General features: G+C 36.0%; 22 protein-coding genes, 1 tRNA gene and 1 riboswitch. Of the genes, 13 read left to right on the top strand and 10 right to left on the bottom strand.

The genetic code is table 11. The features are described from left to right. Positions 1-77 precede the first annotated feature (77 nt). Together HOO91_07380 and HOO91_07375 are read left to right on the top strand one after the other, a co-directional pair. Entirely contained in the window at positions 78-428 is a 351-nt protein-coding gene (locus HOO91_07380; protein ID NOU17361.1) for a type II toxin-antitoxin system RelE/ParE family toxin, read from the top strand. Then, entirely contained in the window at positions 425-736 is a 312-nt protein-coding gene (locus HOO91_07375) for a helix-turn-helix transcriptional regulator (protein ID NOU17360.1), read from the top strand. Before HOO91_07380 ends, HOO91_07375 begins: the two co-directional genes overlap by 4 nt. A 78-nt stretch (positions 737-814) precedes the next feature. Here HOO91_07375 and HOO91_07370 read toward each other — a convergent pair whose 3' ends face one another. The 3 genes from HOO91_07370 to HOO91_07360 are packed head-to-tail and all read right to left on the bottom strand — an operon-like array spanning position 815 to position 2,605. Then, positions 815-1,615 (bottom strand): ImmA/IrrE family metallo-endopeptidase, encoded by an 801-nt coding sequence (locus tag HOO91_07370; GenBank protein NOU17359.1) that lies wholly within the window; start codon positions 1,613-1,615, stop codon positions 815-817. Continuing rightward, positions 1,602-2,009, bottom strand: a complete 408-nt coding sequence (locus tag HOO91_07365) for a hypothetical protein (GenBank protein ID NOU17358.1) — start codon at positions 2,007-2,009, stop codon at positions 1,602-1,604. The genes HOO91_07370 and HOO91_07365 overlap by 14 nt, the downstream gene beginning before the upstream one ends. A gap of 2 nt (positions 2,010-2,011) precedes the next feature. Then, positions 2,012-2,605: a hypothetical protein gene (locus HOO91_07360; protein NOU17357.1), complete on the bottom strand. Its 594-nt coding sequence runs from the start codon at positions 2,603-2,605 to the stop codon at positions 2,012-2,014. Positions 2,606-2,706: 101 nt separating this feature from the next. On the opposite strand from HOO91_07360, the gene HOO91_07355 reads away from it, so the two are divergent. Next, positions 2,707-2,955, top strand: a complete 249-nt coding sequence (locus tag HOO91_07355) for an HNH endonuclease (protein NOU17356.1) — start codon at positions 2,707-2,709, stop codon at positions 2,953-2,955. Between the two features lie 230 nt (positions 2,956-3,185). Then, positions 3,186-3,326, top strand: coding sequence for a hypothetical protein (locus HOO91_07350; GenBank protein NOU17355.1), 141 nt, complete (start codon positions 3,186-3,188; stop codon positions 3,324-3,326). A gap of 393 nt (positions 3,327-3,719) precedes the next feature. Here HOO91_07350 and HOO91_07345 read toward each other — a convergent pair. Together HOO91_07345 and HOO91_07340 are read right to left on the bottom strand one after the other, a co-directional pair. After that, positions 3,720-3,794, bottom strand: a tRNA-Val gene (locus tag HOO91_07345). After that, positions 3,785-3,979 carry a hypothetical protein gene (locus HOO91_07340; protein ID NOU17354.1) on the bottom strand — a complete coding sequence of 65 codons (195 nt, stop codon included), beginning with the start codon at positions 3,977-3,979 and terminating at the stop codon, positions 3,785-3,787. Before HOO91_07340 ends, HOO91_07345 begins: the two co-directional genes overlap by 10 nt. A gap of 10 nt (positions 3,980-3,989) precedes the next feature. Here HOO91_07340 and HOO91_07335 point away from each other — a divergent pair, with 10 nt between their 5' ends. Further along, positions 3,990-4,868 carry a hypothetical protein gene (locus HOO91_07335; GenBank protein NOU17353.1) on the top strand — a complete coding sequence of 293 codons (879 nt, stop codon included), beginning with the start codon at positions 3,990-3,992 and terminating at the stop codon, positions 4,866-4,868. Positions 4,869-4,881: 13 nt separating this feature from the next. Here HOO91_07335 and HOO91_07330 read toward each other — a convergent pair whose 3' ends face one another. The 5 genes from HOO91_07330 to HOO91_07310 all read right to left on the bottom strand — a co-directional run bounded on the left by HOO91_07330 (position 4,882) and on the right by HOO91_07310 (position 12,573). Next, positions 4,882-6,171: a bifunctional folylpolyglutamate synthase/dihydrofolate synthase gene (locus tag HOO91_07330; protein NOU17352.1), complete on the bottom strand. Its 1,290-nt coding sequence runs from the start codon at positions 6,169-6,171 to the stop codon at positions 4,882-4,884. Between the two features lie 371 nt (positions 6,172-6,542). Beyond that, positions 6,543-7,268, bottom strand: coding sequence for a DNA alkylation repair protein (locus HOO91_07325; GenBank protein ID NOU17351.1), 726 nt, complete (start codon positions 7,266-7,268; stop codon positions 6,543-6,545). A gap of 574 nt (positions 7,269-7,842) precedes the next feature. Then, positions 7,843-11,037, bottom strand: coding sequence for a DUF2135 domain-containing protein (locus tag HOO91_07320; GenBank protein NOU17350.1), 3,195 nt, complete (start codon positions 11,035-11,037; stop codon positions 7,843-7,845). 427 nt (positions 11,038-11,464) lie between these two features. Continuing rightward, a complete protein-coding gene (locus HOO91_07315; GenBank protein ID NOU17349.1) occupies positions 11,465-11,872 on the bottom strand; it encodes an endonuclease domain-containing protein in 408 nt (135 codons plus the stop codon). A 56-nt stretch (positions 11,873-11,928) separates the two neighbouring features. Beyond that, positions 11,929-12,573 carry an HAD family phosphatase gene (locus HOO91_07310; GenBank protein NOU17348.1) on the bottom strand — a complete coding sequence of 215 codons (645 nt, stop codon included), beginning with the start codon at positions 12,571-12,573 and terminating at the stop codon, positions 11,929-11,931. A gap of 95 nt (positions 12,574-12,668) precedes the next feature. Beyond that, positions 12,669-12,771: riboswitch (SAM riboswitch) on the top strand. Positions 12,772-13,045: 274 nt separating this feature from the next. Between HOO91_07310 and HOO91_07305 the strand changes: the two genes are divergently transcribed. The 8 genes from HOO91_07305 to HOO91_07270 all read left to right on the top strand — a co-directional run bounded on the left by HOO91_07305 (position 13,046) and on the right by HOO91_07270 (position 23,494). After that, positions 13,046-14,350: an O-acetylhomoserine aminocarboxypropyltransferase/cysteine synthase gene (locus HOO91_07305; protein ID NOU17347.1), complete on the top strand. Its 1,305-nt coding sequence runs from the start codon at positions 13,046-13,048 to the stop codon at positions 14,348-14,350. Positions 14,351-14,476: 126 nt separating this feature from the next. After that, entirely contained in the window at positions 14,477-15,499 is a 1,023-nt protein-coding gene (metX, locus tag HOO91_07300; protein ID NOU17346.1) for a homoserine O-acetyltransferase, read from the top strand. A 1-nt stretch (position 15,500) separates the two neighbouring features. After that, the gene (locus HOO91_07295; GenBank protein ID NOU17345.1) at positions 15,501-16,757 is read left to right on the top strand and encodes a homoserine dehydrogenase; all 1,257 of its coding nucleotides are present in this window, start codon (positions 15,501-15,503) and stop codon (positions 16,755-16,757) included. Positions 16,758-16,848: 91 nt separating this feature from the next. Beyond that, a complete protein-coding gene (metH, locus tag HOO91_07290; GenBank protein ID NOU17344.1) occupies positions 16,849-20,526 on the top strand; it encodes a methionine synthase in 3,678 nt (1,225 codons plus the stop codon). A gap of 72 nt (positions 20,527-20,598) precedes the next feature. Beyond that, positions 20,599-21,552 carry a methylenetetrahydrofolate reductase [NAD(P)H] gene (gene metF / locus HOO91_07285; protein NOU17343.1) on the top strand — a complete coding sequence of 318 codons (954 nt, stop codon included), beginning with the start codon at positions 20,599-20,601 and terminating at the stop codon, positions 21,550-21,552. A gap of 522 nt (positions 21,553-22,074) precedes the next feature. Further along, positions 22,075-22,632 (top strand): hypothetical protein, encoded by a 558-nt coding sequence (locus tag HOO91_07280; GenBank protein NOU17342.1) that lies wholly within the window; start codon positions 22,075-22,077, stop codon positions 22,630-22,632. Between the two features lie 221 nt (positions 22,633-22,853). Then, positions 22,854-23,198: a type II toxin-antitoxin system RelE/ParE family toxin gene (locus HOO91_07275; GenBank protein ID NOU17341.1), complete on the top strand. Its 345-nt coding sequence runs from the start codon at positions 22,854-22,856 to the stop codon at positions 23,196-23,198. Further along, positions 23,195-23,494, top strand: coding sequence for a helix-turn-helix transcriptional regulator (locus HOO91_07270; protein ID NOU17340.1), 300 nt, complete (start codon positions 23,195-23,197; stop codon positions 23,492-23,494). Before HOO91_07275 ends, HOO91_07270 begins: the two co-directional genes overlap by 4 nt. The last annotated feature ends 95 nt before the right edge of the window (positions 23,495-23,589 follow it).

Genomic DNA, 23,589 nt, shown 5'->3' with positions numbered 1-23,589 from the left:
ACCAGCAAGGTAAACAGCTAACCAATATTTTTATAAAAAAATTAGAATCTTGTTCCATTATTCGTTAACTTTGCCTGATGGAGCGAAAAAGAAATCTTATTTTCTTTAAGAATTACTTCGAAGAGTTTTTTGAATCTCAGAGTGAGAGAGTAAAAGACAAGATTGATTATGTTTTGTTCTTAATTATAACTGCAGAAAAGATTCCAAGAAAATTCTTTCAATACATGGAGGGAACGGACGGGCTTTTTGAAATCAGAATAGAGTTTGAAGGCAATATTTATAGAATATTCTGCTGCTTTGATGAAGGAAATCTTGTAGTACTATTCAATGGTTTTCAAAAGAAATCGCAGAAAACCCCAAAGAATGAGATTGATAGAGCCCTGCAAATTAAAGAGGAGTATTTTAACGCAAAAAGGAGGACGAAATGAAAAAGGAAAAGAATACAAGTATGGAAATAACAACTTTCGATGAGCATTTAGAAAGGCGTTATGGCTCTCTTGGCACTGCAAAAAGAACAGAATTTGAAATAAAGGCTAAAGCTTATGCCATTGGCGAGATTATTAGAGAAGAGCGTAAACAGGCGCACATGACTCAGGAGGATCTTGCACGAAAAACAGGAACCCGAAAAAGTTTTATTTCAAGAATTGAGAACGGTCATAGCGATATTCAGCTATCAACCCTTTATCGATTGATAGAGATTGGATTTGGGAAGCAGATTAACGTAACAATTTCTTAATTGTGGTGGAACCCGGTTTTGGCTCTTCAAGGTTTTGAATGAACAAAATTGCAGAATTGGGTGAGTGAAAGTTAAGTTCTATTTTTCCCAAATCACACTTACTATGGTTTTATATTGTTTTGTTGGAATGCAATATTCAAAAAAATCAGTATCCTTATCATACTTATTTAATTTACACCAGGTTGATTTCGATATAAGTTGAGCCTTTTCATTTCCACTATAAATAAATTCATAGTCTGCATTTATATATTCCATTGCAACTGAATCATCAGGGGGAGCCAACTTAGTAATATCCTTTATCCAATAAGTCCAATTAGAAGTTTTATCCCAATATTTAACTGTTCCATTATAGATAAAAACAACAAGTAATGGATGAATGTCAAGATTTAAGCATCTAAATACAGTCGAAGTTATGCTAGTTTTGAATCTTTCAGATAAATATTTAATTAAGTCTGGAGAAAAGGACTTGCCAAGAGTTTCATTTCGGAAAATTTGTTCAGGCATAAGCAATTCAGATGCAAAATCATTAGCTTCCCATTCCTGCAAGCCTTTTTTCAACTGGGTTTCCGTACTAACAAACCAGTTTAAGGTATTTGAGTTTTCATTGTGTACTTCAATCTTTTCATGCATCAGAAAATGACCAACTTCATGGGCAATGGTAAAACGTTTTTTTGATTCATAAGAAATTTGAGAATTTACTTTTATTAATGTCTTTGTTTTACCTCTAACAATCTTGCCATCTGAATTTTGTAATTCTTCTTCAACAAGGGTTGCTCCCAAACCAGAAACAAATAATTTCATTGATAAATGAGTAATCTCATCAAATCCAATATCAGATAGAAGTTTTTTTGCTATTATGCTTCCTTTAGAATTTTTCATCATTTTCAAGTTTCTCAAGAATATCTAATAAATTATGGTCTTTGATTAATTCTTTTATATCGTCAGAGGTCAGTTTTTCTAAATTTCTGTGACCAAAAGCCAGTTGATTTGAGTCAACAAGATTTCTCAAATAACTTATTGGTTTCTCAATGTTCTTATTAATTGCGTCTTGAAAATATTTAGTCACTTTCTCTAACAAAATCTCATCTTTCTGTGAATTCAATTGACCCTTTAAAGAAAAAGTAATCTGTTTAAAACTCTTATCTGCAATATTGTTAACGACTTCAATGTCATACCCATAACTTTCTAAAAAAGAATCAATAGCCGAACTATCTCCACTTTTTAAGGCAGATATCATGTAGTCATCCATTTTATTTATTAATTCGTTTTTCATCGTTATAGTTCTTTAATTTGTTCACGTAATACAGGAATCTTTCTATCTAATTTCTTCTTTATATTTGTTGCTTCTTGTTCTGTGATTCCAAATTCTTTTGCAATATCTGCTCTTTTCATTTTATGAATAATATAAGGTTCAAACAGGAGAATTTCATCATCTGATGCACCTAGTTTAGTTAAAAAATCAAGCGAGTATTGAATAAGTTCATCATAATGGTTATCCTCTATAAGTATATCACTTTGTTTTTCTATGTCTGAATTCGTATGAATTGCTTTGCTATATTCTTTTTCAATTGTATTAAAGATTTGACTGTCAAGAGCACTGAATATTTGGTTTTTAAAATCTGGGAATTCCGTCTTGTTCCAATTTCTTCCACCATCATTTCGAACGAAGGAAAGCATTAATTCCGATATTATATCTTCGACCATTATTCCTCTTAAACCCCTGTTCAAATCATACTTGATATTAAATTTTGTATTTATTCTATATATCGAGTATTTGATTAATATTTTAGTGAATTCAGGAGTAAAAACTTCTTGAATAGCATTTCGCAGTTCATTAGTTGTTGCTAATATTTTGTCTTTATCATCCATCTATTTATAAATGCTATTTTTTTTTGTTTTTTTTCCATGCAATGGAAATTTGTTTTCTTTTTTCAGCATATACTAATGTAAAACTTTAAAAATTAGTGATTATGTCGTATCAACAAAGGAAAGACGAAGTTTGGGAAAAAGGCCAGCCAGTAAGAGGTAAAGACCCCGATTTGTACAGAAAAGATAAACTTGGTAATGTAATTTACAAACCATCTTATGGAAAGAATTCTCCAATGGGATGGGAAATTGACCATAGTGTTCCTCAGTCAAAGGGTGGAACTGACCATCTGAATAATTTGCAGCCTTTAAATACAGTCGCAAATCGTCAAAAAGGGAACAAAAAAATCTAGGATAAACTTTCAGTCCTTTAAGATGAAAGCACATTATTAATTTAAAAAATTCGAGCTTATGAGTAAAACTTCTACTCGTGTTAGAGATGCAGGAAGCGGAAGGTTTGTCCCTTCTGAAGAAGCTGCTAAAAGACCGAAGACAACTGTAACTGAAAAAGTTAAAGTTGGTCCGGTGAAAAAACGCAGTTAGTAGTATTAATGTTTTTATTAACCTTTTAAAAAGTAAATTTATGTACACAACAGGTGAAAAGCCCGGAAAGGGTTTGTACAAATGCGTAAAGTGTGGAGAAGTAATCAGATTAGATGATAATTCTGATGTATTGCCTCCATGTCCCCAATGCCACGGAACTAAGTGGACAAAAGTTGGGTAAAAAAGTGGACTGTTTCGTTGTTGAGGCAGTCCATTCTTTTGTCTTCTGCTATTCTTGATCAATTTTATAAAACTGGATTTCACATTACTTTTTTCATACTCGATACAACACCTCATTAATATACATTAAAATAATCTAACAAATATATTTTAAGTATTTAATGCTGGTTTAAACAGTATTTTCATTTCACTAATATAGCAAATAAGTTAAACATTCTATGGCCGATGGAATGAATTTAACAAATAAAGTAGTGTAAGATTTAGATTGTGGGTTTTTAGAGCGTTGAAAAGTCGTTTTTAGTTTATTGGAACTATCACGAACTACTCAACTGCATTGATAAGTGAATGGTATAATAACAAAGAAACCCTTGCGTCTGCAAGGGTTGATGATTTGTGGGAACTACTGGATTCGAACCAGTGGCCCTCTGCTTGTAAGGCAGATGCTCTGAACCAGCTGAGCTAAGCTCCCAATACTTTAGATAAACGTGTTGTTGCTTTTTCTAAAAGAGATGCAAATGTAAACGCTTTTTTTGAATAACCAAAATTATCAAATAAATTTTTTATATCACCAGAACAACCCTGCAGTAATTGTAGTTTATAGTTGACAAAAGTGTTTTTTGTAAGTATTTTTACTTTTACTTTCTCTTGTAACACAACTCGTAAAATGAAAAAAATCACTACTCTAATATTCTTCTTTACTTTGTTTTGCAATTTCAATGTTTACTGTCAGCTTGTTGCAGATACAAGTAAAGTAGTACTTATTGAAACCATTGATGGTAATGAGTATGTTGGTAAAATACTTAGTGACAATACTGTTACTCTAATATTGAAGACAGACAATATAGGAATCATCACCATTCAAAGAATAAATATTAAGAAAATTAAGGAAGTTAAATTGGAACAAATAAAGGATGGCACAGTTTGGTTTGAAAACATTCAATCTACAAGATATTTTTGGGCACCAAACGGATATGGGCTAAAGACAGGGGAGGGATACTACCAAAATTTGTGGATTTTTTATAATCAGGCAGGATATGGATTTTCCGATAATTTTTCGGTTGGCGTTGGTTTGATTCCATTATTTCTTTTTGCGGGTGGATCCACTCCGGTTTGGATAACACCAAAATTCTCGATTCCTATAAAAAAGGATGAATTCAATCTTGGGGCGGGAATATTGGCTGCAACAGTAATAGGAGAGGACAGTGCTTCGTTTGGAATCGCTTATGGGCTTACTACATTTGGATCACGTGATAGAAATTTTACGCTAGGCATGGGATATGGATATGTTGGGAAAGATTGGGCCAAAAGACCCATTGTAATGGCAAGTACAATGATTAGGACAGGTAAAAGAGGATATTTTATGTCAGAGAATTATTACATCTCAACGGGTGATGGATATGTAATTCTAATGACGTTAGGAGGAAGAACGCTAACTAGAAAGATTGCAATAGATTATGGGTTGGTGATTCCTATTTATACAGGAATGGAGAGTTTAGTGGCTATTCCTTGGTTAGGATTAACTGTCCCTATAGAGGGAAAATAGATTGATCTTTCTTTCAAACAACCTCGGCAACAACAAATGTGCTACCACCAATAAAAATCAGGTCGTTAGGAGTTGCATTTTTTTTGGCGGTATCGAGCGCTTCTTTAACGGTTGGGAAAGTATTTCCTTTCAGGTTATAGCTAGCAGCTTTGTTGGCTAGTGTCAATTCATTTAGGGCTCTGGGGATTGAGGCTTTTGTGAAGTAGTAAATGGCATCTTTAGGTAAAAGGGCAAGAACTCCCTCAATATCCTTATCGCCAACCATTCCAATTACTATATGTAACTTTTCCCGTTTAACTTTGCTTATCTGCTGCAAAACTTGGGTAATGCCATCAATATTATGACCAGTATCGCAAATTGTCATGGGCTTATCCTGTAGTGTTTGCCATCGTCCCAATAGCCCTGTTGATGCGGATGCTACGGCTAATCCATCTTTAGTATGCTTATCGGAAATGCTAAATCCTTTATCCTTAATGATATCAAGGGCAAGTAGAACTCCGGGCAGGTTGTGCTTTTGGTATATTCCCCTAAGATCTAAACGGATATCTTTTAAATAAACTCCATCATTTCGCTCAATATCAAATGATTGCCAGTTTGGGTTCTGGTCATCAATATTAATAATTCTATAAACCTTATCGGCAAATAGGAGAGGAGAGCTGGTTTCTTTGGCCTTATCTCGAAAAACCTGTTCCGTTTCGGGTTGTGTTTGAGAAATCACTACGGGGATATTTGGCTTTATGATTCCTGCTTTTTCAAAGGCGATTTTTGGAAGAGTATCGCCCAGTAAATCGGTATGGTCGAAGCTAATATTGGTAATAACCGATAGTTCTGGGGTGATAATATTTGTGGAATCGAGCCTACCGCCCAAACCCACCTCAATAACTGCAACATCAACCTTTTCCCTTGCAAAGTAATCGAATGCCAAAGCAACAGTCATCTCAAAAAATGAGGGTTTTACCTTCTCAAAAATTGGTTGGTGCTTTTCAACAAGATCAATAACCTCCTGCTCAGGAATTACCACTCCATTTATTCTAATTCTTTCGCGAAAATCCTTTAAATGGGGAGAGGTATAAAGCCCAACCTTATATCCAGCCTTTGCAAGAACAGATGCCAAGATATGCGAAGTGCTTCCTTTGCCATTGGTTCCTGCTACATGTATGGTTTTAAATGATTTATGAGGATGATTGAAGTACTCATCCAGCGCAATGGTGTTATTAAGATCGGCTTTATATGCAGCCTTCCCAATTCGCTGAAAAACGGGTAGCTGCGAGAAGAGGTAATCAACGGTTTGCTGATAGTTCATGGCTTAAAAATGATTGCAAAACTATGAAGAAAAAGGGAGTTTGAGGTAGATGTTAAAATGTTTTGTAACTATTCGGCAATAAAAATCTCACGCAAAGTCGCTAAGCCGCAAAGAAGATATGATGGAAGAGAAATTCAGTTGAATTATTATTAGAATATATCAAATTGAACTTAAGGTTTGTGCGCAAAGAGAAAAATCCTTTAGTTTTTCTCCCTTGGCGTGCTTTGCGACTTTGCGTGAACCCAACGTATATCAACGATATTAAGTGTTAATGAATACAGTAACTTGTAATCTTTATTTTCAAAGAAATATTTGTAGGATGATTTACAATGTTTTAATGGAAAAATGGGATAATGAAGATAACCTCCTCGTTACTTTCTTTGCCCCATAGTAAGATATTTATCTCGCAATTCAGGTTCAAACTTCTCAATTGCATAGCGGAGCATAGTTCGGGGCATTGTTTGAGCGTATTTATTGAGAAAGGGAAGTTCATCTTTTAAACTGCGATTGCCAACCTCACGAAGCATCCAACCTACTGCTTTGTGGATAAGGTCGTGTTTATGGTTAACCAATTTCTCCGATATTCTAAGGGTATGTATGTAATGTCCTTGGCGGATTAGATAGAAAGTGGCAATAATTGAAACCCGCTGTTTCCATAGATGATTGCTTTCGGCAAGTTCGTCGAGGATATCAAATTTAGCGGTTTCCATAACATAAGGTCCAACGATATGCTGTGCCGAAGAATCCACAAGATCCCATCCGTTTACCCTATCGATATTATTAAGATACAGAAGGGCGATTTTCTCCCTTTCTTCAAATTTTTTGGATTTTTGATATTGCTTTACAAGGATTAAAAGTGACGTTAATCGATGTTCATGAAATTCACTATTTAAGAGGTTCTGAATATCATCAGGAGATGTTTCTTTAAAAAATTGATTTGATATTTTTCGCTGATTGGGGACGCTAACCCCAATAAATTTATCGCCTTCGCCATATCCTCCCGAATAAACCTGAAAGAATTTTTCGAGAGATTTTTTATCCTTTTTAGTATCAGCATATAAAGCTAATGACTCAACTATTTTATTGAAGGTGCTCATGTTTACGAAATAATTATATATGATTGTCCGTAATGATACCTAATGAAGAATAAACAATCCAAATTGTCATTGCCTTACGGCGAACTCGCAAAATATGCTCGGTTCCTGCGAATGCAGGAATCTATCTCTTCCAAAAGATTCCGGGACTTCGCCCGGAATGACAATGGAGTGTGTTTTGCTTTTAGGTAAATAACGGAGGTGCAAATAATTATATATTCAAAATTAGCAATTATATTATTCTTGTCCGTTAAAATTTTGAATAGCATCTGTTTAAAAATGTTTATTAATATTACGCTGCTCTGCAGCTTACAACTCCTACTTGTAAATTACTTATTACAAATATTTTGCTGCTCTGCAGCTTTTTAAGCGGTAGCACCGCGATAATATTTGTAGGAAAAAAAACATCGACAGAAAAATAAGCTCCGTAGGAGCGTAATATACCTCAAAATCTTGTTGTTTATGTTAATGTTGTTTTGTTGTACATGGATGTATTATTTATAAAATAGGATTTCTTAAAATAGTGAGAGTTGGGTTATGTAGCCCAACTCTCATGGATATTATGGAACAAATAGTGTTATTTTTTATTGCCAAATAGTAGATTTCCTATGTCAATTACCTCTTTTCGTTCAGCTAGCCTCATTGTTACCTCTTTTACCTCCTGTTGTTTAGTCCCGTAATTTGTAAACATTTGAATTTGAATATTAACAGGACCTTGAATTGTTTGCTGACTTGTTCCGTAGTAATTAATTTGAACCTTGTATTTTCCATCTGGGGCTTTTTTAATAAGGAATTCCTCAGGTCCATATCCTCCAGTAAAATCTCTTGACATATAACCACCACATCTTGTTAATGGGTGAGAGTAAAAACACTTGTCGTTGAAGGGATCTGTAACCCAAAGGTCTATATCAGTATTATTCGCATCCCAGTTAAGTACAACTCTAATATCTACTGGAAGGTTTTTTAAAAATCTACTATCATACTCTTCTGTGTTTATCTTTCCATCGGCCTGTTCAATAATGGCATTCATTTCTCCAATGACAATTACCTCAATACCAGGGAATCTGCCATCCCAGTTTTTCTCAACAATACTATAAAGGATATCTGTGGCTTTTTGATATTCATTGTTACTTGCATAAGCTAATCCTAAATCGCGGAACGATTGAGGTTCTTCTGGACGCAGTTTAACCACATCCTTAAATATGCATATTGCTGTTTCAATTTCGCCTATTTGCTGAAGTTTTCGGGCTAAAGTTCTGAGTAGTTCGTGATTTTCGAGTTCAAGCTCAGCGATATTCGATAGTATTTTTATTGCCTCTTTTTTCTTGCCCTTTTCAATAAAGTATTCTGCAGCATCAAGGTAGAATGAAGGTGTTTTTAGGTTTTCGGGTTTGAGTTGTAGATACTTTTGGTATAGATCTTTGTCTTTACTACTCTTGAATTCAGTCATATATGGGGTGGCAGGATCCCACTTGTTGATCTCAATGGAAGGGTGGGGAGTTTGCATATCTACTGATTTATCTTGTTTTAATGACATATTTGTTTCTACCGAAACTTCATCAGCTACCACCTCGGTTATTGCTTCATCTCTTGATTCTTCCCTACTAACACCTAATGCAGTAACCACAACTTCATCTAAAGAAACATTCTCAGCTTCCATGGTAATTTCGAGATTAATTAAATTGGAGACATCTACCTCAGTAGTTTTCATACCAATAAAGCTAACCTGAAGAATTGCATTAATAGGTACGATAAGTTGAAAATTACCATCTACATTGGTAATAGTTCCAACATTAGTTCCTTTTATTACAACGGAAACCCCTGGAATTGGCATCCCATCTTCATTAGATATAACTCTGCCAGAAATAGTTTTTGTTTGAGTTGAATATTGACGAGGGGGGTATATATTGCTCTGTGTAACTTTACCTTTTTTGATATTTAGGGTATCTGGTGCTTTGAAATCTTTCTTCCACCATTCAACTTTTTGGTTGAATTGATTTACTACCTGATCAATGTGATCGCGAACTGATCTTTTTTCATCATTTATTTGTTTGCCAATCATGTTGTTATATTCTTCGATTAGCTCTTCTGGAGGGGTGATTTTATATTGAACATAGTCCTCGACCCTATCAAGTACAATTAGTGATGTGTTAGAGGTGACAATTGAGAACTTTTTCCCAACAGCAGTAATCTCATCATTGTTTTTTGAGGGGTTCAGACTCAACTCGTTTATCCGTTTTTGAGCCCATACTCGTTCAATTAGACCTTTGTCGGAAATATTATTTGAGTTTACTGCAATTGTTTCGGTGTGAACAATTTCTTTACCAAATCCAAAGTTCAGCTTGATATTAGCCGCATTAGCCAGTAGTTTCCCTGATACAGAAAAGTTATTTGTAAAATAGGTTGGTGCTGATGGGTAAACATTAGATATCTGATTCTTTTCAAATTCGGCCGAAATGAAATGTAGTTTTTGCTTTACTAAGAATTCTAGTGCTTGATCCGCTGTTATCTTTTTTAGGTTGATATAAATACCTGCCGTGGCAGATGCAATATACTGTAAGTAGGAATATTCGGTTGTTTGGGATGAAGATACTGCAATTACAGGAGTTTTTGAAAGCACCACTTCATTTTTACCGAAATTGCTCACACCATCAGTAAAGAGTAAGAATTCATCGCAGCTGAATTTATTGAGATCAATGGCGCCAAGTTGAGTCCCACCATCGTAAACTAAACCATTTATATCTTTTAAAAGTTCATCGATATTGCCATTTGCTATTTTGTAGGTTTTCGTTGATTCTAAATCATTTGAGAATGGAACAAATTCAATTTCTGTGTTTTGAATTTTGTTGAGGTATTTTTTAAGCAATATAATTTCAGCATCAATATCCCTATCTTTCATAGATGAGGAAACGTCCCAAAGCATCGTAATTTTCTTTGGTAAAACCTTTACCCTCTCCTCATTCTTTGGAAAGATGTTAAGGTAGAAGTAGTTGTCTTTGTCAACTTTGCCTTTGTCTATATAGGTTATATTGCCTGACTTTTGGAAAGGGATTGTAAAACCAATCTGCTTATTTGGAAGATAATTTTGTTGCTGATAATCTGTGATGTATGAATTATGCCATTGCTTAAACTTAATATTTTCAAATTCATTCTTGCTAACTGTTGGTTCAATATCTTGGTTAACAACTTCTATATGAAGGTTAAAGTCGCCAATTTTGTTGTCGAAATTCATTGGGAGAAGGTATAAATAACCGTCTTTAGAATACGAAAGTTCGCTTTCGAAGGCAATTAGGGCTTTTTTGTACCCATTTGCAGGAATAGGGTAAACCCTTGCTCTAAAGTTATTTCCTTGTGTTTTTTCTAGAAGTCCTGGATCGATGTTTTTTCTTATTACTGCCTCAAATACTTGCTGTCCTTTTTGTTTATCAACAACAACTCCTTCACGGAGTTTTCCATTGATATCAAGTGCAAACCTCGATACAGTTTGCCCTTCGCCAAGTGGAAAAACAAGTTCTCCCTCTAAAACTCTATAGGTAGAGTTATGAAATGTCATTTCCATAGTAGTTGTAGCAATATTTCCAACAACGATTACTGAAACATCAAATTTGCTAAGTTCTAGTGGGTATTCCGAACCTTGAGAGGTTTCGTCTTTAACCATCAGTCTTGGGGCGTTAAAGCCTCTCTGAGAGTTTGTTTGAGCAAAAGAGTTTGTAATGCAAGCATCGGTTAATAATGCTAGCATTAGAATGAAAATAATCGCTGAGTGCTTCATGGATTTGGGTTTAAGAATTTTATGTTTCAGTAATAACTGATTAATTCTCCCTAAAATTATTCAAAAGTTTGAAATAATTAGAAAATAAAATTTCTGTTGAGTTTCCCGATAGAAGCAAAGATTTGGATTATCAGAAGTTTGAATAGGGTGAAGATTATTGAAAGAGTGTGTGATTTTTGTGGTGGGTTTGGGGTGGATTTGACCCCCAACCCCCTGAAGGGGGCTAAGAATTGGCTATTACAGGTGTTTTGATGATATTCTTACTTTGACGGGTTTGGATTGTATTTGATTTTTGACTTTGCCTAGTTCGTTGCACTTTTTACCCTTTCCCATTAGGAAGAAAGCAGAAAAATCAACCTACACCCTTTAGGGATAGGGGTAAATTAGGTTGATTTTTCGTGTGATTTTCTAATTTGTCAAAGTAAAACTAATATTCTCTTTTTATTATTGTTCTACAGATATGTGTTATTTTATCTATTACTGTATCAATGTTTTCTGTTACATCTTTATTGGTGAAGCGAATTATTTTTAAACCAAGTTTTTCCAATTCTAAAGTTCTATTCTCATCATACTCCTTTGCGCTTTTTAGATCATGGATTTCGCCATCAACCTCAATTACTAGCCTTAGAGGATGACAATAAAAATCAACGATAAACTGATTAATTGGATGTTGTGCTTTAAACCTTAATCCTAAGATTTGATTATTTCTCAATTTCTCATTTAATTTTATTTCGGATGGGGTCATATTAGCACGTAAAACCTTTGCTTTTCTAAATACTTCTGGTTTAGCCCCATAAAACATCGAACGTTGAACTGTATCGGTAAGTTGTGGCATATTCAATTTTTAGTGAAATACTCTTTTTTCTTAACCCCCTTCAGGGGGCAGGGGGTTCACACTAACCCGTAATTAAACTCCCCAAACGATTTAATTATCCATGTTGCATGACTTATGTCGTGATGGTTTTTATTCGATGCGAATCCAATACAACCCATTCCGGCTGTGAGTGCTGCATTAACACCATTTGGAGAATCTTCAATCACAACACAATAAGAGGGAGGAATTTTAAGTTTTCGTGAAGCGGTGAGGAATATTTCAGGGTGCGGTTTTGAGTGTTGAACATCACTTCCTGTAACTATTGCATTAAAGTATTGATTCAGTTCAAATTTGCCCAATGCGGCATTCACAATATCTTTATTCGATGAAGATGCTAAGGCAACGGGTATCGCTTTTTTCTTTAGATTTGATAATACATCTTTAACACCATCAAAGAGCTGAACTTTATCGGAATTTAAAAGTTCGGAAATAAATCGACGATTACTTTCCGCAGATATTTCTTCGGGACTTTTATCCAACTTAAACTCTTTAACTATAGCATTCCACATACTTAAGCTGGTTGTTCCTGCAAATCTTGCATACATTTCTTGTTTCAAAGGAACACCTAACTCTTTTAGCATATTAGATTCTACACTAATATGTAATGGTTCGCTATCAATTAGCACCCCATCCATATCGAATATTACTGCCTTAAAATTCATAAAGTAGGAAAAAAATATTTGGCAAATGTATGAATTTATAAAAAATGGTTATATTTGTAACGCTTATTTCGACCATTCTGTAAAAAGAAGGGTTAGAATTATAGAGAAGAGCGGAGAGAACAGGCTCGAAGAACCTCTAGCAACCTGCCCACCAAAGCAAGGTGCTAAAACCTGACCCCGAAAGGGGAATTATAAATCTAAAACTTATACAATGAAATCAAATTTTACGATTTTCAGTTTTGGGTTGGTATTAATCAACTGTCAAACGTTTTTTATTACTTCCTCTTTAATCAAAGAGAATCTTGCCATTCGAATGCGCCGCTTCGGTCGAATGCGGTAGTAAATAATCTAATACATTTTGCCCAAGGGGCATGGTATACGCATTGGTATCAATGCAAAATGCTGGTTGTGTATTTCCCAACTAGTTTTCTAAAGGCAAGAATAAAAAACAGAAATTTTAAATTTGACAAAAATGAATACTAACTATAGTTTTGAAACATTACAGGTACATGCAGGGCAAGTAGTTGATCCAATAACCCTATCACGAGCGGTACCTCTTTACCAAACAACATCCTACCTATTCAAGAGTTCAGAACATGGAGCAAACCTATTTGCATTAAAGGAATTTGGGAATATCTATACACGTTTGATGAATCCCACCACCGATGTTTTCGAAAAACGTATAGCAGCACTCGAAGGTGGCGTTGCTGCTTTAGCGGTATCATCGGGTCATGCAGCTCAGTTTATTGCACTGAATAACATCCTACAGTTTGGCGATAATTTTGTCTCCACATCCCATTTATATGGAGGATCATACAATCAGTTTAAGGTATCATTTAAACGCCTTGGAGTTGAGGTACGTTTTGCAAAATCTGAAAGTGTAGATGAGTATGAAAGGCTAATTGATAGCAGAACAAAAGCGATATACCTAGAAACTATCGGAAATCCGGGTTTTAGCATACCCGATTTTGAACAATTTGCCAACCTTGCTCGGAAGTACGATATTCCTTTAATTGTTGATAATACATTTGCTGGTGGAGGGTATCTCTTCAGACCACTTGAGCATGGGGCTAATATTGTTGTAGAATCGGCTACAAAATGGATTGGTGGACATGGTACAAGCATTGGCGGTGTTATTGTTGATGGTGGTAATTTTAACTGGGGGAACGGAAAATTTCCTCAATTCACTGAACCATCCGAAGGTTATCATGGACTCGTTTTTTGGGATACTTTTGGAGCAAATAGTCCGTTTGGGAATATTGCATTTATCACAAGGGCAAGGGTAGAAGGGTTGAGGGATTTTGGTCCAGCAATTAGCCCATTCAACTCCTTTCAGTTCATACTAGGACTGGAGACTCTTTCATTAAGGGTTCAGCGTCATTGCGAGAATGCTTTAGCATTAGCAACTTGGTTTGAGAATCATCCTAAAATTGAAAAGGTTAATTACCCTGGATTACCAAGTAGTCTTTACTATCATCTTGCTAAAAAATATTTGAAAAATGGTTTTGGAGGAATGCTTTCAATAATAGTTAAGGGTTCTAAAGAGAATGCAACTAAAGTTGTTGATAATCTTAAATTAGTTAGCCATTTGGCTAATGTTGGCGATGCTAAAACATTGATAATTCAGCCATCTGCGACTACTCATCAGCAGTTAACCGATGAGGAGCAATTAGCCGCGGGAGTTCAACCTACACTTTTAAGAATTTCAGTAGGAATTGAACATATCAATGATATTATTGCTGATTTTGAGGAGGCTTTAGGAGAAATAAGTGCCTAGAGTACTTCAAGTGCCTAAAGTATTTAGAAAACGAGGAATTCATATTTGCTTCAACCTTTAAACTTTAGGCATTTTAGGCACTCAAAACTCGAAGTACTTAACTTTTGATAAACATTATTAATTTTTATGAAGATAATAGAATCCAATCTCAGAATAGATAGCCTACAACTTGAATGTGGTGAAACCCTTAAGGATGTTAATGTTCGGTATCATGTAATTGGAGATATCGAGAGGAATTTTGATAAAATTGTTTGGGTTTGCCATGCTTTTACTGCAAATAGCAACCCTGTTGATTGGTGGCCAGGTTTAGTTGGCGAGGGATGGTTGTTTGATCCCAATAAAACGCCAATTGTTTGTGTTAATGTTCTTGGCTCATGCTATGGCACTACTGGCGCAATGTCTATTAACCCTGATACTGAAAAACCTTACCTGCTAACATTCCCATTAATTTCAATCAGGGATATGGCAGAAGTTCACCAAAAGGTGAAAGAGCAACTTGGAATTAAAAAAATTTGGGTTTTGATAGGTGGTTCAATTGGTGGCTTTCAACTTTTAGAATGGGAATACATGTATCCCGGAACGGCCGAGAATCTTATGCCAATAGTTTGTTCTGCCAAAACTTCCCCTTGGGTGATTGCTATTAGTCAATCACAGAGATTATCACTACTAGCGGATTCAACTTTTAGAGATCAGGAGATTGACGGAGGTAAAGAGGGTCTGAAAGCAGCGCGCAGTATTGCGCTACTTAGTTATCGTGGTAGAAGCAGCTATAATTTAACACAGCAGGATGAATCAACTGATCTTTTGGATGGTTTTAGGGCAGATACCTATCAAACCTATCAGGGTGAAAAACTGATAAAACGGTTTGATGCCTATTCATATTATACTATGACTAAGGCTCTTGATTCTCATAATATGGGTAGAAATAGAGGGGGCGTGGAAAAAGCGCTTAGCCAAATTAACGCAAAAACCCTTGTTGTTGGTATCGATTCCGATATTCTATTTCCTATTGAAGAGCAAAAACATCTGGCTGCAATGATTCCAAATGCAACTTATGCTGAAATCCATTCAAGTTTTTGTCACGATGGATTTTTAATTGAACACGAGCAGCTTACAAGCATTATTAAGAAGTTTTTAAATCTAGAGTAAAATGGAAACAATAGAAATAATTGATAATAAAGTAGAAAAAATAAAATCATCATACAGCGAAACCACTCAGGTAATAGGTCTTTTTGGGTTTGGAACAGTAGGTTCAGGTTTATATCATGTGCTACAGAATTCGCCTACTACAAAGGCTCGAATAAAAAAGGTTTGCATTAAAAATGCCTTTAAAGAGCGTTCCCTGAATAGTAAGTTTTTTTCCACCAATCCTGATGATATTCTTGATGATTCAGAAATTAATCTGGTTGTTGAGTTAATCGATAATGCTGATGATGCTTATCGTATAGTAAAAGCAGCATTACTTCAAGGGAAGAGCGTTGTTTCGGGTAATAAAACGATGCTTTCGCATCATCTCGAAGAGTTGATTGAAATTCAGGAAAAGATGGGGGTTGCTCTACTCTACGATGCATCTGCATGTGGGAGTATACCTATCATTCGTAACCTTGAGGAGTACTATGATAATGATTTACTGCTATCAATCAGGGGAATACTAAATGGTTCTTCAAACTACATTCTCTCAAGGGTTTTTCAGCACAGCGATAATTATAATTTAGCCCTAAAAAAGGCACAAGAGTTAGGATTTGCCGAGAGTGATCCTTCCTTTGATGTAATGGGATTTGATGCGCTTTTCAAACTTGTAATTCTTGCTGTACACGGTTTTGGAACATACGTGCATCCGAATGATGCTTTTAACTATGGCATTCACAACCTCTCCGTTCACGACATTCGTTACGCAAAGGAGAAAGGGCTGAAAATTAAGCTGGTTGCAACACTAACTAAGTTTGGAAAGAATTGCCTTACACTATTCGTAATGCCTACATTTGTATCAGCTGACGATTATATATATAATGTTGAAGATGAGTACAATGGTGTTGTAATTGAAGGTGCTTTCTACGAAAAACAGTTTATGTTTGGTAAGGGCGCAGGAGGTCATCCCACGGGTTCTGCTGTGCTAAGTGATATTACAGCTCGATTCCACGATTATCGTTATGAGTACAAAAAGCGAAAATATTTTAATTGCCCCGAATACTCAACAGATGTTATGCTTGAAGTGTTTATACGTTATCACGATATTGTTGATTTAAGCATTTTTGGAATCGAGGAGATAATCGAGAAATATAATGGACGTGACCATCGGTGGGTGATTGCCAAGGTGAAACTATCGTCGTTACTTAAAGTTAAGGATCTTATTACAAAATTAAATCTATTTATTGCTTATACAGGAAAGATAGAGTATAATGAATAATGAAGGGAGTCTTTAATCTTCGGACTTTGGACTTCGGACTTCAATCTTCCGACTTCAAACTTCTAACAAAAACTAACTAAATACATATAATATGCAAAATGTCAATCAAACATTAAATCAAATCCTTAAAGAACGAATTCTAGTCCTCGATGGGGCAATGGGATCGTTAATTCAAAGGTATCGTTTAACCGAAGAGGATTTTAGGGGTGATCGGTTTAAGAATCATCATAAATCTTTAAAGGGCAATAACGACTTGCTTGTTCTTACTCAACCCGAAATTATATCTCAGATTCATCGTGATTACCTTTCTGCTGGTGCAGATATCATCGAAACTAATACTTTTAACTCTACGAGCATCTCGCAGGGAGATTATGATACAAAAGAATTGGTTAAAGAGATAAATGTTGCAGCTGCAAAACTAGCGCGTAAGGCGTGTGATGAGTTTACTCAAAAAAATCCATCAAAACCAAGATTTGTTGCGGGGTCTATTGGCCCAACCAACAGAACAACTTCACTTTCACCTGATGTTTCAAATCCTGCCTATAGAGCAGTTACATTTGATGATTTGGTATTAGCTTATACCGAGCAGGCAGAGGGGTTGATTGAAGGTGGTGCAGATATTCTTCTAGTTGAAACTATATTTGATACGCTAAATGCGAAAGCTGCTCTTTTTGCTATCGATGAGGTTTTTGAAAAAACAGGGGAGCGAATACCCGTTATGGTTTCGGGAACCATTACCGATGCTAGTGGAAGAACCCTTTCGGGTCAAACCCTTTCTGCATTCTTGTGTTCAGTCTCACATTTTCCTTTGCTTAGCGTTGGGTTAAACTGCGCTTTGGGCGCTCAGCAATTAACACCATACATTGAGGAGTTAGCTGGTTCAACAAATTTTCTTGTAAGTGCACATCCAAATGCTGGTCTTCCAAATCAACTTGGTGAGTACGATCAATCCGCAGAGGAGATGGCATCCATTGTTGAAGAAATGCTAAAGCATGGCTGGCTAAATATTGTAGGAGGCTGCTGTGGTACAACGCCCTTGCATATTGAAAAGATTGCAAATCTTGTAGGTAAGTATAAACCACGTGAAGTTCCTGAATTGCCTAAGTATACTCGTTTGAGTGGACTTGAAGAGCTTGTTATAAGACCTGAAACCAATTTTGTAAACATTGGGGAACGTACTAATGTTGCAGGATCGAAGAAGTTTGCTAGGCTAATTGCCGAGGGCAAGTACGAGGAAGCCATCTCTGTGGCTCGTGAGCAGGTTGATAATGGTGCTCAGGTAATTGATATATGCATGGATGATGCCCTAATTGAGGGTGAAAAGGCCATGAGAACTTTTCTAAACTATCTCGCAACTGAGCCCGATATTGTCAAAGTACCTTTTATGGTTGATTCTTCCAAATTCTCAATTATTGAGGCTGGATTGAAGTGCATTCAAGGCAAGGCAATTGTAAACTCAATTAGTTTAAAGGAAGGAGAGGAGCAATTCATCCAAAATGCTAAACGCATAAAGCGGTATGGTGCTGCAATGGTTGTTATGCTTTTTGATGAGAAGGGTCAGGCGGATACTACTCAACGTAAGATTGAGATTGCTGAGAAAAGTTATAAACTTCTAGTCGAAAAGGCAGGCGTTAACCCAGCCGATATTATTATAGACCCGAATGTACTTGCAATCGGAACTGGTATTGCAGAGCACTCAGGGTATGCCCAAAATTTTATAGAGACCTGTAAATGGATAAAGAAGAATTTGCCGTATGCTAAAATTAGTGGTGGGATAAGCAATCTTTCGTTCTCTTTTAGGGGAAACAATTCCATAAGGGAGGCTATTCACTCAGTATTTCTTTACCATGCAATTAATGCAGGTATGGATATGGGTATTGTTAACCCAAGCATGTTGCAAGTATACTCCGAAATTAATCCCGATCTACTCAAATTAACTGAGGATTTGGTGCTAAACCGCCGAAAGGATGCAACCGAACGACTCTTAACATTTGCTCAAAGTTTTGAGGAGGAGAAAATTGATAGTGTTAAGGAAGCGGCGTGGAGAGATGAATCTGTTGAAAAGCGTTTATGCCACTCTTTAGTAAAGGGTATAACCGATTTTATTGAGGTTGATACTAAAGAGGCATTAAGCAAACTTAAGTCTGGCCTATTGGTAATTGAAGGTCCATTGATGGATGGAATGAAGGAGGTGGGCGATTTATTTGGCTCAGGAAGAATGTTTCTACCTCAGGTTGTAAAAAGCGCAAGGGTGATGAAAGCCGCTGTGGCTATTTTGCAACCTTTTATTGAGCAAGAAAAACTCGATGGCAAATCGGTTAAATCTGGGGGTACAATAGTTCTTGCAACTGTAAAGGGTGATGTTCACGATATTGGAAAGAATATTGTTGGCGTAGTACTTTCATGCAATGGCTACAAAATTATCGATCTTGGTGTTATGGTTCCCTGCGAAAAAATAATTGAAGCAGCAATTGCAGAGAAAGCAGATATAATAGGACTTAGCGGATTAATCACTCCTTCTCTTGAGGAGATGGTTCACGTAGCCAGTGAGATGGAGCGCAGAGGACTTAAGATTCCTATAATACTTGGTGGTGCTACAACCTCAAAACTTCATACTGCTTTAAAGATAGATCCAAATTACAGCAATGCGGTTATTCATGTAAAAGATGCATCGCAAGCAGGAGGCGTGGTTTCTGGCTTAATCAATGCTAAAACTAAGGATGAGTACACAGCCCAGTTCAAAAAGGAATATAAGGTTTTAAGGGAGGGTTATAAAGGCAATACCATTCAATCAATTCCTATTGAAAAGGCTAGAGCAAACTCATTTAAAGTAAATTGGAATACCTACGCTCCACCTCAGCCTAAAAAAACAGGGATAGTCACTTTTGATGAATATCCACTCGACGAGATTCGCAAGTATATCGATTGGACTTTCTTCTTTTATTCATGGGATATAAACGGTAAATACCCAGCTATTTTCTCCGATCCTGTAAAAGGGAAGGAGGCTCGTAAGCTATATGATGATGCAAATGCGCTACTTGATATAATAATTAGTAAGAAGTTGCTTAAAGCAAAAGGGGTAATTGGTATTTTACCTGCTTCATCGGATGGTGATGATATAATAGTTTATAATGATGAAAGTAGGAATTCGGTAATATCAACAATTCCACAGCTACGTAATCAGGAGCAAAAGCAAGGCGGTGAACCAAACTTATGCCTAGCCGATTATATAGCACCCACAAATTCAGGGTTAAAGGATTGGATTGGGCTCTTTGCAGTAACAGCAGGCATTGGGGCTGATGAACTAGCAAAGGTTTATGAAGATAAATTGGATGATTACAATGCCTTACTATCAAAAGTACTTGCCGATAGATTTGCTGAAGCGTTTACCGAACTCTTGCATCAAAAGGTGCGTGAGGAGTTTTGGGGATATAGTTCCAACGAGAATCTATCAACAGAGGAGTTACTGTATGGAAAGTATAGAGGAATTCGTCCAGCACCTGGTTATCCTGCATGTCCCGATCATCGTGGTAAAGAATTTATCTTCTCACTTCTGAATGCAACCGAAAATACTGGAATGTGGTTAACTGAGAATTTAGCAATGGTGCCGGGAGCCTCTGTTTCAGGGTTCTATTTTTCACATCCCGATTCTCAGTACTTCAATATTGGCAAAATTGGAATCGATCAGGTTCGAGATTATGCAAAACGTATGGAATTGAGCATTGAGGAAACGGAGAAATTCTTTCCAACATATTTGAATTATAAATAAGGTTATCATTTACTGGTTATTAGTTATTAATAGCCAGTAACTAATATTCAATAACTAATAACTAAAAATACTATGAAAGTAATCGATCACATTAACAATTCTAAATCAACACTGTTCTCATTTGAACTACTTCCCCCATTAAAGGGTAGTACACTTCAGACAATTTTTGATACGATCAATCCGCTTTTGGAATTTAACCCTGCTTATATCAATGTAACATATCATCGTGAGGAGGTTGTCTATAAACCATCTTCAAATGGTACGCTAATCCCAACGGTTCTCCGAAGAAGACCAGGAACGGTTGGAATTGCCGCCGCCATTCAGCATAAGTATAAAATTGATATCGTTCCGCATATTATTTGTGGCGGATTTAACCAGCTAGAAACGGAGGATGCACTAATTGACCTAGATTTTTTGGGAATCCATAACGTTCTAGCAATTCGGGGCGATGCCGATAAAATAGTTGGAAAATTTGAGCCTAAAATAGGTGGTCATAGGTATGCTGTAGATTTGGTGAAACAGGTAATTGCCATGAACCATGGAAACTATCAGGATGAAACTCTTGAAAAACCAAACCCCACCAATTTTTGTGTTGGAGTTGCTGGGTATCCCGAGAAACATGCCGAGTCTCCAAATGGTTTTTCAGACATTCAACGTTTAAAGGAGAAGGTTGACGCTGGGGCCGATTACATTGTTACACAAATGTTTTTTGAGAATAAAAGTTATTTCAACTTTGTAAAGGCTTGCCGTAATATCGGAATTACCGTCCCCATAATCCCAGGGCTCAAACCCGTTTCACTTAAAGAGCATCTAAGCATACTCCCAAAAGTATTTAACGTAGAACTCCCACAGGATTTAGTAAAAGAGATGGAGCAGTGTTGCGATAACCGCTCCGTTAAGGAAGTTGGCGTTAAATGGGCTATAGAGCAAGCCAAGGAGTTGAAACGTCAGGGTGTACCCTCAATCCATTTTTATACTATGGGTAAATCGGATAATATTGCAAAAATAGCGAAAGAGGTGTATTAGATAGATACCTACAAAACCTAATACTTTACTCAAAAGGGTTGCCCAAAAAGAAAATTAACCGCAAAGTATTAAAAGGTTTCGCAAAGTTCGCAAAAGTAAAATATGCTGTTTAATAAGCACTTGCGACCTTTGCGTCTTCCTCTTTGCGCCCATTGCGGTTAAAAATTAACATTTTTATACAACCCCTCACCAACCCAACATAAAAAGCACCCAAACTATCGCAATTTGCGATACCCAACCACAACAACCCTTCCCACTACCCAAAACCAAACCGCTAGCAACGCAAATAAAACAGAATCCTTTAGCTGGTTTGGTTAATGGCAACCTTTAATAAATATCCAATCGGAATAAAATCATCCCATCCGTTAAGGAATGTTTAGCTTATTTACTATTTTAGTAGAATTAAAAAGTTAGCTGAAAGTATATGTATACATTAAATTTTAATGTGTGAATATACTTTTGGTGTGTGTATAAATAAGTCGGCAAACATAATGAGAAACCATAGTATAAAAACTGATAATTATGAATACTACTGACACAGGAATTAATCTTACTCTTATTCTTAGTCTTTGTTTCAATATCTTTTTAACAATAATACATTTACTTGGGCGAAAAGATAAAAGGAAAGAACTAAAAAGTAAACTAACTGAAGAAATGATTGCTATTAATACATTAGCAATTCAGTACCCTGAATTAAATTTAATCTATGAGCCTGTTGGAAGATATGAGGAATTAAAAGAACCAAATGATGTTCAGAGAGTATTAACTTTTAGTTATAAATATTTGAATTTACTAAACAAAATTGATGATTATTATTCAATAGTGAAACATCTAAACAATCCACATAAATTAAATGCATTTATCAATAACAACTATACCTTTTTGGATAAGATTAAATACAAAGATCCTAAACAGCTAAGGGATTGGTTGATTTTCTATAGAAAATCATTTAAGGAGGGTATAATTGGTCATAAATTTATGAAAGAAACTGTTAGTGTAGATAATATAACAAATTATGGAGAGTATAGTATAGAATTTGCAAGATTTGTCAGGCTTCTATTGCCCATTGAAGATGAATAGTTTTGCAAAATTACGTTTGTCAACACGTGGTTAAAATATTGGGGCTGATGCGCAGATAAGCAGGTTTTTAGTACTTTAGTAAAAGTTTAACGTGGGATAAGGACACTGGCGGTTAATTCCCCAGCGTGCCAAACCACGGGAACGTTGGGGTACATAAAATGACATCCCACTTTCCTGTTAGAATATTTGGATTATGTTATCTTTTAAGATAACTTTGCAGCATGACAAGAAAGATAATATTTCATAAAGAATACTTCTTGGATTTTTACAGAACGCTTGACGACAAGGTTAAAACCAAGATTCAGTATGTATTCGAGTTGATAAAACAGGTAGATAGAGTACCTGATAAATTTCTTGCTCCGATTAGCGGATATGACGGACTCTTTGAGATTAGAATTGAATATCAATCTAATATTTATAGAGTTTTCTGCTGCTTTGACGAGGGACGAATAGTTGTATTGTTTAATGGATTTCAGAAAAAGACACAGAAAACACCAAAGGAAGAGATTGACAGAGCAATGCGGATAAAGAAAGAGTATTTTGAACTTAAAAAACACAAATCATGAATAAATATAAAGGAGTTAAGACTTTTGACGAGCTGTTAGAGGTTGAACACGGAAAAATCGGAACAGAGAGCCGAAATGAGTACGAAGAACGGGCACAAATGTTCATTGTGAGCGAAATGCTTAAAGAAGCAAGAAAAGCATCTAAAATGACCCAGGAACAATTGGCCGAGAAATCAGGGACAAAGAAGAGTTACATCTCGAAAATTGAAAACGGAAAAGGAAATATTCAACTTTCGACTCTGATTAGAATATTCGAAAAAGGTCTTAATCGTAGAATCGGCTTTACCTTTTTATAAGTAATTTACGTACCCTAACAGCTGCTATATTTAAGCTGGGCAGAAACGAAGGTTGGAAAAGTAATTCCTATCTTCGTTTTTGCATTAACGGGGGA

The organism is Bacteroidales bacterium (assembly GCA_013141385.1).
In the GTDB taxonomy this organism is placed as follows: Bacteria; Bacteroidota; Bacteroidia; order Bacteroidales; family Tenuifilaceae; genus UBA8529.
Note: the sequence above shows the minus strand (reverse complement) of the source record. Positions and strands in the feature narration are given on the sequence as shown.

What these genes read in the sequence shown, in the direction of transcription:
- HOO91_07365 (NOU17358.1), bottom strand. Translation starts at nt 2,009, where the DNA reads ATGAAAAACGAATTAATAAATAAAATGGATGACTACATGATATCTGCC.
- HOO91_07350 (NOU17355.1), top strand. Translation starts at nt 3,186, where the DNA reads ATGTACACAACAGGTGAAAAGCCCGGAAAGGGTTTGTACAAATGCGTA.
- HOO91_07295 (NOU17345.1), top strand. Translation starts at nt 15,501, where the DNA reads ATGGAAACAATAGAAATAATTGATAATAAAGTAGAAAAAATAAAATCA.
- HOO91_07370 (NOU17359.1), bottom strand. Translation starts at nt 1,615, where the DNA reads ATGAAAAATTCTAAAGGAAGCATAATAGCAAAAAAACTTCTATCTGAT.
- metF (NOU17343.1), top strand. Translation starts at nt 20,599, where the DNA reads ATGAAAGTAATCGATCACATTAACAATTCTAAATCAACACTGTTCTCA.
- HOO91_07325 (NOU17351.1), bottom strand. Translation starts at nt 7,268, where the DNA reads ATGAGCACCTTCAATAAAATAGTTGAGTCATTAGCTTTATATGCTGAT.
- HOO91_07335 (NOU17353.1), top strand. Translation starts at nt 3,990, where the DNA reads ATGAAAAAAATCACTACTCTAATATTCTTCTTTACTTTGTTTTGCAAT.
- HOO91_07375 (NOU17360.1), top strand. Translation starts at nt 425, where the DNA reads ATGAAAAAGGAAAAGAATACAAGTATGGAAATAACAACTTTCGATGAG.
- HOO91_07355 (NOU17356.1), top strand. Translation starts at nt 2,707, where the DNA reads ATGTCGTATCAACAAAGGAAAGACGAAGTTTGGGAAAAAGGCCAGCCA.
- metH (NOU17344.1), top strand. Translation starts at nt 16,849, where the DNA reads ATGCAAAATGTCAATCAAACATTAAATCAAATCCTTAAAGAACGAATT.
- HOO91_07360 (NOU17357.1), bottom strand. Translation starts at nt 2,605, where the DNA reads ATGGATGATAAAGACAAAATATTAGCAACAACTAATGAACTGCGAAAT.
- HOO91_07315 (NOU17349.1), bottom strand. Translation starts at nt 11,872, where the DNA reads ATGCCACAACTTACCGATACAGTTCAACGTTCGATGTTTTATGGGGCT.
- HOO91_07380 (NOU17361.1), top strand. Translation starts at nt 78, where the DNA reads ATGGAGCGAAAAAGAAATCTTATTTTCTTTAAGAATTACTTCGAAGAG.
- HOO91_07275 (NOU17341.1), top strand. Translation starts at nt 22,854, where the DNA reads ATGACAAGAAAGATAATATTTCATAAAGAATACTTCTTGGATTTTTAC.
- HOO91_07270 (NOU17340.1), top strand. Translation starts at nt 23,195, where the DNA reads ATGAATAAATATAAAGGAGTTAAGACTTTTGACGAGCTGTTAGAGGTT.
- HOO91_07320 (NOU17350.1), bottom strand. Translation starts at nt 11,037, where the DNA reads ATGAAGCACTCAGCGATTATTTTCATTCTAATGCTAGCATTATTAACC.
- HOO91_07280 (NOU17342.1), top strand. Translation starts at nt 22,075, where the DNA reads ATGAATACTACTGACACAGGAATTAATCTTACTCTTATTCTTAGTCTT.
- HOO91_07305 (NOU17347.1), top strand. Translation starts at nt 13,046, where the DNA reads ATGAATACTAACTATAGTTTTGAAACATTACAGGTACATGCAGGGCAA.
- HOO91_07330 (NOU17352.1), bottom strand. Translation starts at nt 6,171, where the DNA reads ATGAACTATCAGCAAACCGTTGATTACCTCTTCTCGCAGCTACCCGTT.
- metX (NOU17346.1), top strand. Translation starts at nt 14,477, where the DNA reads ATGAAGATAATAGAATCCAATCTCAGAATAGATAGCCTACAACTTGAA.
- HOO91_07310 (NOU17348.1), bottom strand. Translation starts at nt 12,573, where the DNA reads ATGAATTTTAAGGCAGTAATATTCGATATGGATGGGGTGCTAATTGAT.